The sequence below is a fragment of the Sphingomonas jejuensis genome, from assembly GCF_011927695.1.
Classification (GTDB): Bacteria; Pseudomonadota; Alphaproteobacteria; order Sphingomonadales; family Sphingomonadaceae; genus Sphingomonas_K; species Sphingomonas_K jejuensis.
This window is the reverse complement of record NZ_JAATJE010000001.1, coordinates 1,012,303-1,027,421: the sequence shown is the minus strand read 5'-3', so window position 1 is coordinate 1,027,421 and position 15,119 is coordinate 1,012,303. Positions and strand designations below refer to the sequence as shown.

General features: G+C 69.1%; 16 protein-coding genes. 7 read left to right on the top strand and 9 right to left on the bottom strand.

Annotation, left to right across the window (positions count from 1 at the left end):
• Window positions 1–75: 75 nt before the first annotated feature.
• From GGR88_RS05115 to serS, 5 genes are all read right to left on the bottom strand, one after another.
• Window positions 76–1,473 (bottom strand): leucyl aminopeptidase family protein, encoded by a 1,398-nt coding sequence (locus GGR88_RS05115; protein WP_167953516.1) that lies wholly within the window; start codon window positions 1,471–1,473, stop codon window positions 76–78.
• 64 nt (window positions 1,474–1,537) lie between these two features.
• A complete protein-coding gene (gene rimO, locus GGR88_RS05110; protein ID WP_167953515.1) occupies window positions 1,538–2,881 on the bottom strand; it encodes a 30S ribosomal protein S12 methylthiotransferase RimO in 1,344 nt (447 codons plus the stop codon).
• A 58-nt stretch (window positions 2,882–2,939) separates the two neighbouring features.
• Window positions 2,940–3,998, bottom strand: a complete 1,059-nt coding sequence (locus GGR88_RS05105) for a potassium channel family protein (protein ID WP_342449722.1) — start codon at window positions 3,996–3,998, stop codon at window positions 2,940–2,942.
• A gap of 2 nt (window positions 3,999–4,000) precedes the next feature.
• Complete coding sequence (surE, locus tag GGR88_RS05100; RefSeq protein WP_167953514.1) at window positions 4,001–4,783, bottom strand: 5'/3'-nucleotidase SurE; 783 nt, start codon at window positions 4,781–4,783, stop codon at window positions 4,001–4,003.
• Window positions 4,783–6,060, bottom strand: coding sequence for a serine--tRNA ligase (gene serS, locus GGR88_RS05095; RefSeq protein WP_167953513.1), 1,278 nt, complete (start codon window positions 6,058–6,060; stop codon window positions 4,783–4,785). Before serS ends, surE begins: the two co-directional genes overlap by 1 nt.
• Before the next feature lie 82 nt (window positions 6,061–6,142).
• Between serS and GGR88_RS05090 the strand changes: the two genes are divergently transcribed.
• The 3 genes from GGR88_RS05090 (at window position 6,143) to GGR88_RS15235 (ending at window position 7,635) form a co-directional block, all read left to right on the top strand.
• Window positions 6,143–6,586, top strand: coding sequence for a host attachment family protein (locus GGR88_RS05090; protein ID WP_167953512.1), 444 nt, complete (start codon window positions 6,143–6,145; stop codon window positions 6,584–6,586).
• Window positions 6,587–6,768: 182 nt separating this feature from the next.
• Entirely contained in the window at window positions 6,769–7,206 is a 438-nt protein-coding gene (dksA, locus tag GGR88_RS05085; protein WP_167953511.1) for an RNA polymerase-binding protein DksA, read from the top strand.
• Between the two features lie 45 nt (window positions 7,207–7,251).
• Window positions 7,252–7,635, top strand: coding sequence for a PilZ domain-containing protein (locus GGR88_RS15235; protein ID WP_167953510.1), 384 nt, complete (start codon window positions 7,252–7,254; stop codon window positions 7,633–7,635).
• A gap of 41 nt (window positions 7,636–7,676) precedes the next feature.
• Here the strand turns inward: GGR88_RS15235 and GGR88_RS05075 are convergent, their stop codons facing one another.
• The gene (locus GGR88_RS05075; RefSeq protein ID WP_167953509.1) at window positions 7,677–7,832 is read right to left on the bottom strand and encodes a YdcH family protein; all 156 of its coding nucleotides are present in this window, start codon (window positions 7,830–7,832) and stop codon (window positions 7,677–7,679) included.
• A 137-nt stretch (window positions 7,833–7,969) separates the two neighbouring features.
• On the opposite strand from GGR88_RS05075, the gene GGR88_RS05070 reads away from it, so the two are divergent.
• Together GGR88_RS05070 and GGR88_RS05065 are read left to right on the top strand one after the other, a co-directional pair.
• Window positions 7,970–8,167 (top strand): DUF465 domain-containing protein, encoded by a 198-nt coding sequence (locus GGR88_RS05070; protein ID WP_167953508.1) that lies wholly within the window; start codon window positions 7,970–7,972, stop codon window positions 8,165–8,167.
• A gap of 68 nt (window positions 8,168–8,235) precedes the next feature.
• Window positions 8,236–8,673: a DUF1465 family protein gene (locus tag GGR88_RS05065; RefSeq protein ID WP_167953507.1), complete on the top strand. Its 438-nt coding sequence runs from the start codon at window positions 8,236–8,238 to the stop codon at window positions 8,671–8,673.
• Window positions 8,674–8,677: 4 nt separating this feature from the next.
• Here the strand turns inward: GGR88_RS05065 and GGR88_RS05060 are convergent, their stop codons facing one another.
• The 3 genes from GGR88_RS05060 to GGR88_RS05050 are packed head-to-tail and all read right to left on the bottom strand — an operon-like array spanning window position 8,678 to window position 11,503.
• On the bottom strand, window positions 8,678–9,628 hold the full coding sequence (locus tag GGR88_RS05060) for an NAD(P)H-dependent flavin oxidoreductase (protein ID WP_167953506.1): 951 nt from the start codon (window positions 9,626–9,628) through the stop codon (window positions 8,678–8,680).
• A 42-nt stretch (window positions 9,629–9,670) separates the two neighbouring features.
• The gene (locus GGR88_RS05055) at window positions 9,671–10,096 is read right to left on the bottom strand and encodes an RrF2 family transcriptional regulator (RefSeq protein ID WP_167953505.1); all 426 of its coding nucleotides are present in this window, start codon (window positions 10,094–10,096) and stop codon (window positions 9,671–9,673) included.
• A gap of 51 nt (window positions 10,097–10,147) precedes the next feature.
• Window positions 10,148–11,503: a dicarboxylate/amino acid:cation symporter gene (locus GGR88_RS05050; protein ID WP_167953504.1), complete on the bottom strand. Its 1,356-nt coding sequence runs from the start codon at window positions 11,501–11,503 to the stop codon at window positions 10,148–10,150.
• A 94-nt stretch (window positions 11,504–11,597) separates the two neighbouring features.
• Between GGR88_RS05050 and GGR88_RS05045 the strand changes: the two genes are divergently transcribed.
• Together GGR88_RS05045 and alaS are read left to right on the top strand one after the other, a co-directional pair.
• The gene (locus GGR88_RS05045) at window positions 11,598–12,410 is read left to right on the top strand and encodes an APH(3') family aminoglycoside O-phosphotransferase (protein WP_167953503.1); all 813 of its coding nucleotides are present in this window, start codon (window positions 11,598–11,600) and stop codon (window positions 12,408–12,410) included.
• Window positions 12,411–12,459: 49 nt separating this feature from the next.
• Window positions 12,460–15,102, top strand: a complete 2,643-nt coding sequence (gene alaS / locus GGR88_RS05040) for an alanine--tRNA ligase (protein ID WP_167953502.1) — start codon at window positions 12,460–12,462, stop codon at window positions 15,100–15,102.
• Window positions 15,103–15,119: the final 17 nt, after the last annotated feature.

The following is a 15,119-nucleotide window of genomic DNA, read 5'->3' as shown; positions in this document are numbered from 1 at the left end:
CGTCAGACGGCGATCATCATTGGCAACCGAACGCGTCAACTTGAGGCCGGGTTTCCCCCAACGGCTAACGAATCTTCAAGATTTCTGCGGGTCGTATCGCCCGCGAAGCATTGCCCAGGCGGCAAGCAGACCCAGCGCCTCGCCGCCCTTCGGCCGGCCGGGCCGCGCCGACGGACGCCAGGCGAACAGGTCAAGATGGGCCCATGGCACGGCGGCGGGCACGAAACGCTTCAGGAACAAGGCGGCCGTGATGGTGCCGGCAAAGGGCGTGTCGCCCGCGTTCGCCAGGTCGGCGACATCGGATGAGATATATTCCGCATAAGGATCCCACAGCGGCAGGCGCCAGAGCGGGTCCTGGTTCGAAGTCCCGGCGGAGAGCAGGTCGGCGGCGAGCGCATCGTCGTTGGCGAACAGGGCGGGCAGGTCGGGGCCGAGGGCGATCCGCGCCGCGCCGGTGAGGGTCGCGAAGTCGAGGAGCAGCGCCGGCTCCTCCTCGACGGCGCGGGTGATCGCATCGGCGAGGATCAGGCGGCCTTCGGCATCGGTGTTGCCGATCTCCACGCTGGTGCCGGCGCGGCTGCGGAGGATGTCACCGGGGCGAAAGGCATGGCCCGAAATGGCGTTCTCGACCGCGGGGATCAGCAGGTGCAGCCGGATCGGCAGCCGTTCGGCCATGATCAGTCCGGCCAGAGCGATCGCATGGGCCGCGCCGCCCATGTCCTTCTTCATCAGCCGCATGCCGCTCGCCGGCTTGATGTCGAGGCCGCCCGAATCGAAGCAGACGCCCTTGCCGACCACGGCGACGCGGGGGTGCGCCGGGTCGCCCCATGTCAGCTCGATCAGGCGCGGTGCAAACGGGCGCGCGGCGGCCCGCCCGACCGCATGGATCATCGGATAGCCCTGCTCCAGCGCGTCGCCGGTGGTGACGGACACCTGCGCGCCATGCCCCTCGGCGGCGGCGCGCACCGCCATTTCGAGCTCGGCAGGTCCCATGTCGTCGGCGGGCGTGTTGACGAGGTCGCGCACGGTGGCGACGGCGGACGCCAGCCCGATCTCCCGCTCGATCCCGCGGACATCCTGCGTCAGGAGGATGCGCGGTCCGGCAGCGCCGTCGTCCTTGCGGTACCGGTCGAACCGGTGCTGTGCGAGCAGCCAGCCGTGCGCGGCGGGGCCGGCGCTGCCCTCCGCCCGATAGGTGCCGGCGGGAAGCTGTTCCGCCGCGCGAGCGAGGCACCAGCGCCCGGGCGTGCCTGCGTCGGCAACGCCCACCGCCACGCTCCATGCCTCGGCGGCGTCGCCCGGCAGGATCGCCACCTCACCGGCCTTTCCGGTAAAGCGCGCCGCCTCCACCATCGCACGCGCGCGGAGCGGCTGCGATTGGAGCCAGGCCTTGAAGGAGGCGGGATCGACGAGGTGGAGGCTATGCGCGCTCTCCCCGCGATCGGGGCGGAGAAGGCTTCGAAAGTCGGTCAAGGGCGTCTTTCCTGGCGGAGGGGGCCGATCAACCTACCGCGCGCTGCCCGCCGGACAAGCCGCGTCAGGCGGGAACGCCGTAAAGGTCGTGCTCGTCCGCATCCTCGATGATCGCCGGAACGATGTCCCCGGGCTTCAGCCCACCGGCGTCGCGCAGGAAGACGGCGCCGTCGATTTCCGGCGCATCCGCCTGCGAGCGGGCGTTGGCGCCGCCGTCTTCGTCCACGTCGTCGATGATGACCGGGATCGTGCGGCCGACCTTTGCGGCCAGCTTCGCAGCGGAGATCGCGGCGGTGTGCGCCATCAGCCGCTGGAAGCGATCCTCCTTGACCTCCTCCGGCACCGGATCGGGCAGGTCGTTGGCGCGTGCGCCCTCGACCGGCTCGAAGCGGAACCCGCCCACCCGGTCGAGCTGCGCCTGACCGAGCCAGTCGAGCAGATAGCGGAAATCCTCCTCCGTCTCGCCGGGGAAGCCGACCACGAACGAGGAGCGGATGGCGATATCCGGGCAGACGCTGCGCCAGCCGCGGATCCGCTCCAGCACGCGGGCGTCGTTGGCCGGACGCTTCATCGCGCGCAGCACGTTGGGCGCGGCATGCTGGAAGGGAATATCCAGGTAGGGCGTCACCAGCCCGTCGGCCATCAGCGGGATCACCGCGTCGACGTGCGGGTAAGGGTAGACATAATGGAGGCGCACCCACACCGGCTGCTCCGCAGAACCCAGCTGCCCCAGGCCCTGCGCCAGGTCGGTCATGTGGGCGCGCACCTCCGCGCCCTTCCACGGCCAGGCGGCATGGCGCAGGTCGACGCCGTAGGCCGACGTGTCCTGGCTGATCACCAGCAGCTCGCGCGTGCCGGCGGCGACCAGCTTTTCGGCTTCGCGCAGCACGGCATCGGGCCGGCGGCTGGCGAGCCGACCGCGGATCGACGGAATGATGCAGAAGGTGCAGGCGTGGTTGCACCCTTCCGAGATCTTCAGATAGCTGTAATGGCGCGGCGTCAGCTTCAACCCGGCCTCGGGCACCAGATCGACGAAGGGGGAAGGGACCGGCGGCGCCGCCTCGTGCACCGCGCCCACGACCGCCTCGTACTGATGCGGCCCGGTGACGGCGAGAACGTCCGGGAAGCGGGCGCGGATGGCGTCCGCCTCGTTCCCCATGCAGCCGGTCACGATCACGCGGCCATTCTCCGCGATCGCCTCACCGATCGCCTCGAGGCTTTCTTCCTTGGCGCTGTCGAGGAAGCCGCAGGTGTTGACGAGCACCACGTCCGCGCCGGCATAGTCCTGCGACAGGCCATAACCGTCGGAGCGGAGCTTGGTCAGGATGCGCTCGCTGTCGACAAGCGCCTTGGGGCAGCCGAGCGAGACCATGCCGACCTTCGGCTGCGTGGGAAGTTGAAGTGCCATGGGAGGCGCGGCACATAGCGGCACCCGGCGGCTTTTTCCAGTGGCCGGAGCGGCTTGCTCAGCGACCCGTCTTCGGCGTCTCCCGGATGAGGACGAGCTGGTCGCCTTCTTGCACCCGGGCCGCGTCGCCTTCCCACCAGCCGACCGACGCGCCCGCGCGGTAGAGCCGGACGCCGAGGCCGGTCGGCAGGTCGCGCAGCAGATGGCCGACGTCCTCCGCCGCGGCCGGGCGCTCGACCAGCTGCACCCGTCCGGACGCGGTCGCCAGATCGGCCAGATAGTCCGCGATATGCGACCCCTGGCAGGACCCTGCGAGCAGGACGCCGGCGAAGTTCACGGGATTGATGACGATGTCGGCGCCCGCCTGCCGCGCCAGGAGCTCGTTGTCCTCGGCGCGCACGGTGACGCTGATCCTGATGTCCGGGGCCAGGTGACGTGCGGTCAGGGTGATCAGGATGGAGGTGTCGTCGCGACCCGCCGACACGATCAGCGCGCAGGCACGCTCGATATGGACGTCCTTCAGCGTCACGTCGCGGGTGGCGTCGCCGTCGATCACCAGGCAGCCGCAGCTGGCCGCCTCCTCGAGCGCGAGGTCGCTGCGGTCGATCACCACGATCTGCGCGGGATCGGTGCCGCGCGTGATCAGCTCGCGCACCGCGCGGCCACCGCTTGTGCCGAAGCCGGCGATGACGAAGTGGCCGCGCAGCGACCGTTGCAGGGCGGCCATACGCCATTTCTCCCAGATGCGCTGAAGGACGAATCGGTAGGCCGTGCCCAGAAAGATGAGCACGATGAAGATCCGGATGGGCGTGACGATCAATGCATCGAACAGCCGTGCCCGCTCCGTCACCGGGGCGATATCTCCATAGCCGGTGGTGGTGATGGAGATCATGGTGAAGTAGACGACGTCGCTGAAGCTGACATCGCCGTCGTAATTGTCGCGCAGGCCGGCCCGGTCGAACCAGTGAACGGCGATGGCAAGCGCGATCAGCCCGACCACGAACAGCACGCGCCAGCCGATCGCGAGCCAGAGCGGCACCGTGGAGTTGCGCCGCAGCGTCGGGCGCGTTTCGACCTGATCCGATCGTCCGGCGCGACCCGGGCCGGTCGGCCGCACGGTCAGAGCGCCTGGCCCGGATCGGCGAAGAGGTCGGCCAGCGGCGCCATCGACGGCATATGAGTGAGGTCGAGATGGAGCGGGGTCACCGCGATGAAGCCTTCCGCCACCGCCTCAAGGTCGGTGCGGTGCGCGGGCGTCTCCACCATCGGTCCCAACGCGAACCAGTGATATTCGTAGCCGCGCGGATCGCGGTTGGACACGATCTGGGTGCGGCCATAATCGCGGATGCCCTGCGACACGACACGGATGCCCTTCACCGTGGCCGTCGGGACGGCGGGGAAGTTGACGTTGATGAGCGAGCGGGGGGCGAGCGGCGCGTCCAGGAGCGGGCGGAGCACCTGTTCGCCCCACGCCTCGGCGACGGCAAAGGGCACTTCGTTCCCCATGCCTTCGCGGGCGTAGCTTTGGCTGAGCGCGATCGACCGGACGCCGGCCAGCGCGCCTTCCATCGCGGCGGAAACGGTGCCCGAATAGGTCACGTCCTCGCCCAGGTTCGCGCCGCGGTTGACGCCCGACAGGATGATGTCGGGCCGGCAGTCGACCATGATCTTGGCCAGCCCCATCATCACCGCATCTGTCGGCGTGCCGGTGACGGCGAAGCGGCGGTCGCCCAGCCGGCGGATCCGGAGCGGCCGGGTGAGGGTGAGGGAGTGGCCGGCGCCCGACTGCTCCTCTGACGGTGCGACGATCCAGACATCGTCCGAGAAGCGGCGGGCGAGTGCCTCCAGCACCTTCAGCCCCGGTGCATGGATGCCGTCGTCGTTGGTGAGGAGGATGCGCATCAGCCGCGCGGCTCCAGCCGGTCGGTGCCAAGATAGGGGCGGAGCGCGGGCGGCAGCTCCACCGATCCATCGGCGCGCTGCCCGTTCTCGATGACCGCGACCAGCGCGCGGCCGACCGCGAGCCCGGATCCGTTCAGCGTGTGCACGAAGCGCGTCCCCTTCTCTCCGGCGATCCGCATCCGCGCCTCCATCCGCCGCGCCTGGAAGTCTCCGCAGTCGGAGATCGAGCTGATCTCGCGGTAGCGGTCCTGCCCCGGCAGCCACACTTCCAGGTCGAAGGTGCGCCGCGCCGAAAAGCCCATGTCGCCCGCGCACAGGAGCATGCGGCGATAGGGCAGCTCCAGCGCGTCGAGGATCGCCTCGGCGGCGACCGTCATCCGCTCATGCTCCTCAGCCGCGGCTTCCGGCGCGACAATGGAGACGAGCTCGACTTTTTCGAACTGGTGTTGCCGGATCAGGCCCTTGGTGTCGCGGCCGGCGGCCCCGGCCTCCGCCCGGAAGCAGGGCGTGAGTGCGGTGAAGCGCAGGGGCAGCGCGTCCGCGTCCAGGATGCGCTCGCGCACGATGTTGGTCAGGCTGACCTCTGCCGTCGGGATCAGCCAGCGGTCCTCGCCCTCGACCTTGAAAAGGTCGTCGGCGAACTTCGGCAGCTGGCCCGTGCCGAACAGCGCATCCCCGCGGACGAGCACCGGGGGCACGACTTCCTCCCAGCCGGCGGCCACCTGCCGGTCGAGCATGAACTGCCCGAGCGCACGGTGCAGGCGGGCGACCGGCCCGCGCATCACGGCAAAGCGCGATCCGGACAGGCGCCCGGCAGTCTCGAAGTCGAGCCCGAGCTGCTCGGCGACCGCGTCATGCTCGCGCGGGGGAAAGTCGAACTGCGGCCGGCGGCCGCGCTCGTGCACCAGCAGGTTGTCGTGCTCGTCACGGCCGGGCGGCACGTCGTCTGCGACGCGGTTGGGGAGGGCGGCGAGCGCGTCGGCTAGCGCGCGGTCGGCGGCGCGCCCGTCCTCCTCGATCGCCGGCAGCGTTTCCTTCAGCGCCGACACCTCGGCCATCAGCGCCTGCGCTTCCTCCTCGCGCCGGCCGGCCTTGGCCGCGCCGATGGCCTTGGAGGCTTCGTTGCGGCGGGCAAGGGCGACCTGGAGCGCCGTGGCGGCAGCCTTGCGGGCATCGTCCAGGGCCAGGATCGCCCCCGCGGCGGGGGGCGCGCCGCGTCGCTCAAGCGCGAGATCGAAGGCGGCGGGATCGTCTCGAACGGCGCGGGGATCGTGCATGGCCGGGCCATGGCAGCGCCGTGCGACGCAGGCAACCCCGCCCGCGGACAGGCGTTTGGAGGGAAACGTCGAGGAGTTTGGAATGCGTATCGCGAGTGGTGGTCTTGTTCTGGTGGCTGATGGTCGCAAGATGCTGTTCCTCCGGAACAGCGGCGACGAGACCTATCCGAGCCTTGAGGTCGAGCAGGTCCGCGAGCAGCAGAACCCGGCAACGCGCGACCAGGGATCTGACGGTCCTGGAAGCGGCACCGGCGGCGGATCCGGCCCGCGGCGCGGCGGCATGGAGCAGACCGACTTCCACCAGATCGAGGAGGATCGCTTCGCCGCCGAAGCCGCAAAGCTGCTGAAGGACCGGGCGCTTTCCAACCAGTTCGAATCGCTGATCATCGTGGCGCCGCCGACCACGCTGGGCGAGTTGCGCAAGCATTATCACAAGGAAGTGGAAAGCCGGCTGGAGGGCGAGCTGGCGAAGGACCTGACCGGGCACCAGATCGCCGAGATCGAGCAGATCATCCTCGACAGCTGATCGCCGTTCACCGCCCCGCAACCGCCATTGTTGCATAACCGCATGCATAAGGCGCCTTTTAGGAGGCTGTCGCCACGGCTCCGCTTGTGCGGGTCTTGGCGCGCCCCTATAGGCGCGGCGGGCAAAAGGGTGCGGTCGGACGTGCGGAGAGGCCGACGAACGCACCGGCAGAGGGTGTGCGTATGGCCACGGCAGCAGTCGCGAATGAACCCGGCGCGGACCGGGACTATGTTCCGCACGCAGACGAGCCCTTCATGGGCGAGCGTCAGCGTGAATATTTCCGGCGCAAGCTTTTGAACTGGAAGCAGGCGATCCTCGCGGAATCGCGGGGAACGCTGGCGCAGCTGCAGACCGATTCGCTGCGGGAGCCGGACGTCACCGACCGGGCATCGAGCGAGACCGACTGGTCGATCGAGCTGCGGACCCGCGACCGGCAGCGCAAGCTGATCTCCAAGATCGATGCGGCCTTGCGGCGCATCGAGGACGGGGAATATGGCTATTGCGAGGTGACCGGCGAGCCGATCTCGCTGGCCCGCCTTGAGGCGCGGCCCGTTGCAACCATGACGGTCGAGGCGCAGGAGCGTCACGAACGTCAGGAGAAGGTGTCCCGCGACGAATAGCCCGCCTGACGGCCGACAAGAGCATCAAGACAAGATGGTGTATGCGTGACTGATCCCGAACCGACCAACGACGATGTGACCGCCGAGGCGGCGGAACGGGACATCCGCGAAAGCATGCTCCTGATCGCGACGCTGAGCGGCGCGGCGCTGGCGGGCGAGATCAAGGCGCGGGTCCGCAACCTGTCGGCCGGCGGGATGATGGTCGAATCGGACAAGGTGCTGGCGCGGGGCGTGGCCGTCGTGGCGGACCTGCCGCGGATCGGTGAGGTGACCGCCACCGTGGCCTGGTGCGCGGGCGGACGGATCGGCTTCATGTTCGACCGGGCGATCGATCCGCGTCAGGCGCGGCGGCCGGTGGGTGGCGGCGAAGGATCGCCGGTCTATGCAAAGTCGCTGACGGTGGGTCCGCGGGCGCTGAGGACCCGCTGAGCGAGCGCGGCCGGCAAGCCCGGTCCGCGCCCGCCGATCGGTCAACGAAGGCCGATGGCTTCCTTGATCTTCAGCTTCTGGCGTTTCAGCATCGCCAGCATGCCGGCATCGGGCGCCGGCCTCCGCAGTTCATCCGCGATCCTCGTCTCCAGTCCGGCATGCTTCGCTTCGAGAGCTGAAAGATGCGTATCGACCATGCGAACGTCTCCTCGGTTGGATGTGGGTCGATCAGTAAAGCATGGGCGCGGGCTTCTGTCCCGATCAAAGACAGTTTATTCGGTGGTCACCATCGATTTCGGGATGGATGGTGACGGGGCATCAGCGAGGATCGATCATGGCCGACGCGACCGCCCTCCAGAGGCTGACCTTGCTTAAAGAGGAACATCGGGACCTGGACGGCGCGATCGATGCGCTGCTGGTCGATTCCCGGCCCGATCAGCTGCGACTCGCACGGTTGAAGAAGCGCAAGCTGCGTCTGCGCGACGAGATCGCCGCGATCGAGGATGCGCTGTTGCCGGACATCATCGCATGATCCGGGATGAAACGCGTTTACCACAAATGGAGGGCGCGGCTGGCCCGGAAACATGCCATCTCGCGCGGATGCAGCATCTAGGTTCCGAGCGGCTGACCCGACGCCTGATCGACGCCCTCCATGTCGAGGCGATGCTGCTGGCCGACGAGACCCGCGCCTATTTCGACGACACCGGCCGCAACGAGCGTGACGGTCTGCCACCGGTGGGTCGCGTCGCCTTTGCCTGCGAGTCGCTGAAGATCACGACGCGGCTGATGCACATCATCGCCTGGCTGATCGCCCATCGCAGCGACGGCGCGCTGGAGCGGATGCCAAAGCCGCTCGGCACCGCGCCGGAGACGGATGCCCGCTCGCTCGCCGCGATGCCGGCCACCGCGCGGCTGCTCATCGAAAGCAGCATCGACCTCTACGAACGGCTGCGCCGGCTCGACGAGAACCTGCGCCAACTGGAGCCGCCGCCGAGCCCGGCGCTGGACCTGATCGACCGGCTGCAGCGCGCCTTCTAGGCGGTCAGGCGCACAGCGCCCGCCGCGCACCCTCATATTGATCGGCCAGCCGCGCGATCAGCGCCGCCGCCGGTTCCACCGCCGCAACCCCGCCGACGCCCTGGCCCGCCCCCCAGATGTCGCGCCAGGCCTTCGCTTCGCCCGACCCGAAGTTCATCGTGCTGACGTCGCCGGTCGGCAGATTGTCGGGATCGAGCCCGGCCGAGACGATGGACGCCCGCAGATAGTTGCCGTGCACGCCGGTGAAGAGGTTCGAATAGACGATGTCGGCCGCCTTCGCCTCAGTCACCGCCTGCTTGTAGCCCGGCGCGGCATTGGCTTCTTCCGTCGCGATGAAGGCGCTGCCGATATAGGCGAGGTCGGCGCCCATCGCACGGGCGGCGAGCACCGCCCGCCCGGTGGCGATGGCACCGGAGAGCGCGATCGTGCCGTCGAACCAGCTGCGCACCTCCTGCACCAGCGCGAAGGGGGACAGCGTGCCCGCATGGCCGCCGGCGCCCGCCGCGACCAGGATCAGGCCGTCGGCGCCCTTTTCCACCGCCTTGCGTGCGAAGCGGTCGTCGATCACGTCGTGCAGCGTGACGCCGCCCCAGCCATGGACGGCCTGGTTCACCTCTTCGCGCGCGCCGAGCGAGGTGATGATGATGGGCACCTTCCACTTGGCGCAGGTCGCGAGATCCGCCTCCACCCGCGTGTTCGACCGGTGCACGATCTGGTTGACCGCAAAGGGTGCCGCCGGCCGATCGGGGTTGTCGCGGTCCCACGCGGCCAGTTCCTCGGTGATCTGGTGGAGCCAGGCGTCGAGTTCGCTCTGCGGGCGGGCGTTCAGCGCGGGGAAGGAGCCGACGATCCCCGCCTTGCACTGTGCGATCACCAGTTCGGGCGAGGACACGATGAACAGCGGCGACCCGATCACGGGCAGGCGCAGGCGATCGAAGGGAGCGGATAGCGTCATGCGCCCGAACTTAGCTGCGCCGCCGGACCTGTCCAGCCGGCGCTAGTCGGCGGCGATGGCGGGCAGCTGATCGGCCAGGGTGACGTTGTCCAGGATGCGGGCGGTCTCGTCGCGCACCTGCAGCATGACATGGTGGATGCGGCACTGGTCCTGGTCGATGCAGTTCTCGCACGGACGGTGCGCCAGCCGGCTGGCGCATGGGACCAAGGCGAGCGATCCGCGCGTCAGCCGGACGATCTCCCCGAAGCTGATCCGGTCGGGCGCGCGTGACAGGCGGTAACCGCCGTCCTTGCCGCGCTGCGTGGTGACCAGCCCGGCGCGGCTCAGCTGCGACAGGATGACGGTCAGGAAGCTTGCCGGGATGTTCTGCGCCGCCGCGATCTCGGGAAGCTGGATCGGTCCCTCGCCATGCCGGTCGGCCAGATGGATCAGCGCGCGAATGGCATAGCGTGTGCGCTGGGAGAGCATGGCGGTTCTATGGGTGCCGCGCCCCGTCTCCGCAAGGCGGGGGTGCGCGGCTTAGCGGTGGACCGGGCCTTCGTCCTCCAGCCGGTCGCCCAGCTTGTCGAGCGTGCCGGGCGGCGGCGGCGGCACATGGCTGGGCGCGGCCGGGCGCACGATCTCGGCAGGTTCGGGCGGGTCGAGCTGGCCTTCCCAGCGCGCGACCACCGCGCTCGCCACCGCGTTGCCGACGACGTTGGTGGCCGACCGGCCCATGTCGAGGAAATGATCAACCGCCAGGATCAGCAGCAGCCCGGCTTCCGGAATGTCGAAGAAGGCGAGCGTGGCGGCGATGACGACCAGGCTGGCGCGCGGCACGCCGGCCACGCCCTTGGACGTGACCATCAGCACCAGCAGCATGGTGATCTGCTGCCCCAGCGACAGATCGATGCCGTAGGCCTGCGCGATGAACATCGTCGCAAAGGTCATGTAGAGCATCGAGCCGTCGAGATTGAACGAATAGCCGAGCGGCAGCACGAAGCTGGCGATGCGGGGCGGCACGCCGAACCGATCAAGCGCTTCCAGCGTGCGCGGGTAGGCGGCCTCCGACGAGGCGGTGGAGAAGGCCAGGATCAGCGGCGCGCGGATATATCCGATCAGGAGCCGCATCCGGCCCCCGATGAACAGGAAGCCGGCGCCGATCAGGATGGCCCAGAGGAGCGCCATGCCGAAGTAGAAGCTGCCCATGAAATAGGCGAGGTCGCCCAGCACCGCCGGGCCGCGCTCCGCCAGCGTCGCCGTCACCGCCGCGAACACGGCGAAGGGCGCGAAGCGCATGACGTAGTTGGTGATCTGCAGCATCACGGAGACCAGCCCCTCGATGCCGCGCACCAGTGGCGCCGCCTTTTCGCCGACGGCGGTGATGGCGACGCCCACGAACAGGGAGAAGACGACGATCTGGATGATCTCGTTCGATGCCATCGCCTCGATCATCGAGGCGGGCACGATGTGGGTGATGAAGTTGGTGAGGTTGAACGCGCTGCGCTCCACGCCGCTGGCGGCATCCGCCGGCGGGACGGGGAAGTCGAGGCCGACGCCCGGCTGGAACAGGTTCACGAGAACGAGGCCCAGCGACAGCGAGATGAGGCTGGCGGTCACGAACCAGCCGACGGCGCGGAAGCCCACCCGGCCGAGCGCCTGCGTGTCGCCCATGTGCGCAACGCCCACCACCAGCGTGGAGAAGACGAGCGGCGCGATGATCATCTTGATGAGCCGCAGGAACAGCTGGGTGATGATGTTGAAATAGCCGGCGATCTCGACGAGCCGCGCCTGGCCCGCTTCCGTGCCGTCGGCGAACGCGACGTTCAGCCCCCAGCCGAGCGCGATGCCGGCGACGAGGCCGATCAGGATGAAGGTGGTGAGCCGGTTCGCCATTCGCCGTCCTTGCTGTAGTGCGGCCTTGAAGACGGCATGGCGGCGGCCGGGTCAAGGGCGGCAACCGGATGCCGAGGGGCGGCGGAGGGGCAAAATGGTGGCGGACGATGATGCGCGAGAGGTGCCTTCCGCGCCGCCGGAACTGCTCGCACGGCTGCCGGAAGCGCGGCTCCAAGGCCGCTGGAGCCGCGATCTTGTGGGCGAATCAGGCGCCTCGGTCTATCGCCTCCACAACAACGGAGCGGCCGACCTGTACCTGAAGCAGGGGCGGGGCCGCTTCGCCGGCGACGTCACCGACGAGCTGGTCCGGCTCGCCTGGCTTGGCGGGAAGATGCCGGTGCCGGACATCGTTCATTTCCGCGCCGATGCAGACAAAGCGATGCTGCTGACCACCGCGATGCCGGGTCGAACCGCCTATCAGCTGCTTGAGGAAGGCGCGGGGCCCGACCTTGTGGATGCGCTTGCCGAACCCATGCGGCGCCTCCATGCCATTCCTGTCGACAGCTGCCCGTTCACCGCCGACCACGGCCACCGCCTGTCCCTGGCGCGCAAGCGGATCGATGCGGGCTTGGTCGAGGAGGATGATTTCGACGAGGAGCGGGCGGGCTGGTCGGCCGAGCAGGTCTGGGACGAGCTTACCGCCATGTTGCCGCTGCCGATGGAGCGGGCGGTGACGCATGGCGACTTCTCGCTCGACAATCTGCTGATCGAGGGCGGCCGCGTGGTCGGATGCATCGACCTGGGCCGCGTCGGCGTTGCCGATCCCTATCAGGACCTCGCCATTCTGTGGAACTGCCTGGGTGAGTTCGGGCCGGCGTATCAGGATCGTCTCTTCAGCGCGTATGGCATCGACGCGCCGGACGAGGATCGCCTGCGCTTCCACCTGATGCTTGATGAACTGTTCTGAGCGCCGGACGCGGCTTGGCAGCGTGATGGCTGCGGCTTAGATGCCGCACATGCTCTCGACCAACGACATCCGCCGGTCCTTCCTCGATCATTTCGCGGCCGCGGGCCATGCGCGCGTGCCGTCCGCGCCGCTGGTGCCCTATAATGATCCGACGCTGATGTTCGTGAATGCGGGCATGGTGCCGTTCAAGAACGTGTTCACCGGGCTGGAAAGCCGCCCTTATTCGGTCGCCGCCTCCTCTCAGAAGTGCGTGCGGGCTGGCGGCAAGCACAACGACCTGGACAATGTCGGCTACACCGCGCGGCACCACACCTTTTTCGAGATGCTCGGCAATTTCTCATTCGGCGATTACTTCAAGGAGCGCGCGATCGAGCTGGCATGGAGCCTCTTGACCGGCACGTGGGGCATCCCCGCCGAGCGGCTGACCGTCACCGTCTACCACACGGACGACCAGGCGGCCGATCTGTGGAAGCGCATCGCCGGCCTGCCGGACGAGCGCATCATCCGCATCAGCACCGCCGATAATTTCTGGACGATGGGCGACAACGGGCCGTGCGGGCCATGTTCAGAGATCTTCTACGACCATGGCGACCATATTCCCGGCGGCCCGCCCGGCAGCCCGGACGAGGACGGCGACCGGTACGTCGAGATCTGGAACCTCGTCTTCATGCAGTATGAGCAGGAGAACGGGCAGATCGTCCGCGACCTGCCGCGGCCGTCGATCGACACCGGCATGGGGCTGGAGCGGATCGCCGCCGTTCTGCAGGGCGTCCACGACAACTACGACACGGACACGTTCCGCGCGCTGATCGCCGAAAGCGTCGCGCTGACCGGCGTCGCCGCGGAGGACGGCGCCCGTGCCAGCCACCGCGTGATCGCGGATCATCTGCGCGCATCCGGCTTCCTGATCGCGGACGGCGTGCTGCCGGCCAACGAGGGGCGCGGTTACGTGCTGCGGCGGATCATGCGCCGCGCGATGCGTCACGCCCACCTGCTCGGCGCCGCCGACCCGCTGATGCACCGCCTGGTGCCCGCGCTGGTGGCGGAGATGGGCGGCGCCTATCCGGAGCTCGTCCGCGCGCAGGCGCTGATCGAGGCGACGCTGGAGCAGGAGGAGCGCCGCTTCCGCCAGACGCTGGACAAGGGGCTGCGCCTGCTCGACGAGGCGACGGCGGGCATGACGCCGGGCGCCACGCTGTCGGGCGAGACCGCCTTTCGCCTCTACGACACCTATGGCTTTCCCTACGACCTGACCGAGGATGCGCTGCGGGCGCAGGGGCTGGGCGTCGACCGCGCGGGCTTCGATGACGCCATGGCGGCGCAGAAGGCAGCGGCGCGGGCGGCGTGGAAGGGATCGGGCGCGCAGGCGTCCGACGAGCTATGGTTCGACCTGCTCGACACTCACGGCGCGACCGAGTTCACGGGCTATGCCGCCGAAGAAGGGGAGGGCGTCGTCCAGGCGCTGGTGAAGGACGGTGCAACCGTCAGCCGGGCGGAGCCGGGCGACACGGTGGACGTGATCGTCAACCAGACCCCCTTTTACGGCGAAAGCGGCGGGCAGGTCGGCGATGCCGGCACGCTCAGCGTGGGCGACAGAAGCTTCGCCGTCACCGACACGCAGAAGCACCAGGGCGTGTTCGCCCACCGCGTCGCGGTCGGGGAGGGCGGCCTTTCAGTGGGCGATGCGGTGCACCTGACCGTCGACCATGCGCGGCGCGGCCGCATCCGGTCGAACCATTCGGCGACGCACCTCCTCCACCGTGCGCTGCGCGACCGGCTGGGCGACCATGTGGCACAGAAGGGGTCGCTGGTGGCGCCGGACCGGCTGCGGTTCGACTTTTCCCAGCCGGTCGCGATCGCGCCCGACAGGATGGAGGCGGTCGAGGCCGATGTGAACGCGCAGATCCGCGCCAACGACCGTGTCTCAACCCGGCTGATGACCCCCGACGAAGCCATCGCGGAAGGCGCCATGGCGCTGTTCGGGGAGAAATATGGCGACGAGGTACGCGTCGTGTCGATGGGCGCGGACGATGACGGCATCTACTCGCTCGAACTGTGCGGCGGCACCCATGTCGGCGCATTGGGCGAGATCGGGCTGTTCAAGATCGTCGGTGAGGGCGCGGTGTCGTCGGGCGTGCGCCGTGTCGAGGCGCTGACCGGCGAGGCGGCGCGGCGCTGGTTCACCGATCGCGACGCGCGGCTGCGCGAGGCCGCCGCCGTCTTGAAGGCTGCGCCGGACGACGTGCCCGCCCGTGTCGCCGCGCTGGTGGAGGATCGCCGCCGGCTCGAGCGAGAGCTGGCCGATGCCAAGAAGGCACTGGCCATGGGCGGTGGCGGCGGCGACGCGGCCGGACCGGAGCAGATCGGGCAGGTCACCTTCCTCGGGCAGGTTGCCGATGGCCTGGATCCAAAGGGGCTGCGCGGCGCGGTCGACGAGATGAAGGCGCGGATCGGATCGGGCGTCGCCGCCCTGGTGGCGGTGAACGACGGCCGCGCGTCGGTTGCGGTGGGTGTCACCGCCGACGTCGCGCCGACGGTCAGCGCGGTGGACCTCGTCAAGGCGGCGGTGGCGGCGCTCGGCGGTCAGGGTGGCGGCGGGCGCCCCGACATGGCGCAAGGCGGCGGCCCGGACGGCGACAAGGCCGCGGAAGCGGTCGGGGCCGTGCGCGCCGCATTGCAGGCACGCGCCTGACGCAAAGAGCTTTCGTT

What these genes read in the sequence shown, in the direction of transcription:
- GGR88_RS05050 (WP_167953504.1), bottom strand. Translation starts at nt 11,503, where the DNA reads ATGGCGAACCGGCTCACCACCTTCATCCTGATCGGCCTCGTCGCCGGC.
- surE (WP_167953514.1), bottom strand. Translation starts at nt 4,783, where the DNA reads ATGCGCATCCTCCTCACCAACGACGACGGCATCCATGCACCGGGGCTG.
- alaS (WP_167953502.1), top strand. Translation starts at nt 12,460, where the DNA reads ATGCTCTCGACCAACGACATCCGCCGGTCCTTCCTCGATCATTTCGCG.
- dksA (WP_167953511.1), top strand. Translation starts at nt 6,769, where the DNA reads ATGGCCACGGCAGCAGTCGCGAATGAACCCGGCGCGGACCGGGACTAT.
- serS (WP_167953513.1), bottom strand. Translation starts at nt 6,060, where the DNA reads ATGCACGATCCCCGCGCCGTTCGAGACGATCCCGCCGCCTTCGATCTC.
- GGR88_RS05090 (WP_167953512.1), top strand. Translation starts at nt 6,143, where the DNA reads ATGCGTATCGCGAGTGGTGGTCTTGTTCTGGTGGCTGATGGTCGCAAG.
- rimO (WP_167953515.1), bottom strand. Translation starts at nt 2,881, where the DNA reads ATGGCACTTCAACTTCCCACGCAGCCGAAGGTCGGCATGGTCTCGCTC.
- GGR88_RS05055 (WP_167953505.1), bottom strand. Translation starts at nt 10,096, where the DNA reads ATGCTCTCCCAGCGCACACGCTATGCCATTCGCGCGCTGATCCATCTG.
- GGR88_RS05060 (WP_167953506.1), bottom strand. Translation starts at nt 9,628, where the DNA reads ATGACGCTATCCGCTCCCTTCGATCGCCTGCGCCTGCCCGTGATCGGG.
- GGR88_RS05075 (WP_167953509.1), bottom strand. Translation starts at nt 7,832, where the DNA reads ATGGTCGATACGCATCTTTCAGCTCTCGAAGCGAAGCATGCCGGACTG.
- GGR88_RS05045 (WP_167953503.1), top strand. Translation starts at nt 11,598, where the DNA reads ATGGTGGCGGACGATGATGCGCGAGAGGTGCCTTCCGCGCCGCCGGAA.
- GGR88_RS05065 (WP_167953507.1), top strand. Translation starts at nt 8,236, where the DNA reads ATGCAGCATCTAGGTTCCGAGCGGCTGACCCGACGCCTGATCGACGCC.
- GGR88_RS05070 (WP_167953508.1), top strand. Translation starts at nt 7,970, where the DNA reads ATGGCCGACGCGACCGCCCTCCAGAGGCTGACCTTGCTTAAAGAGGAA.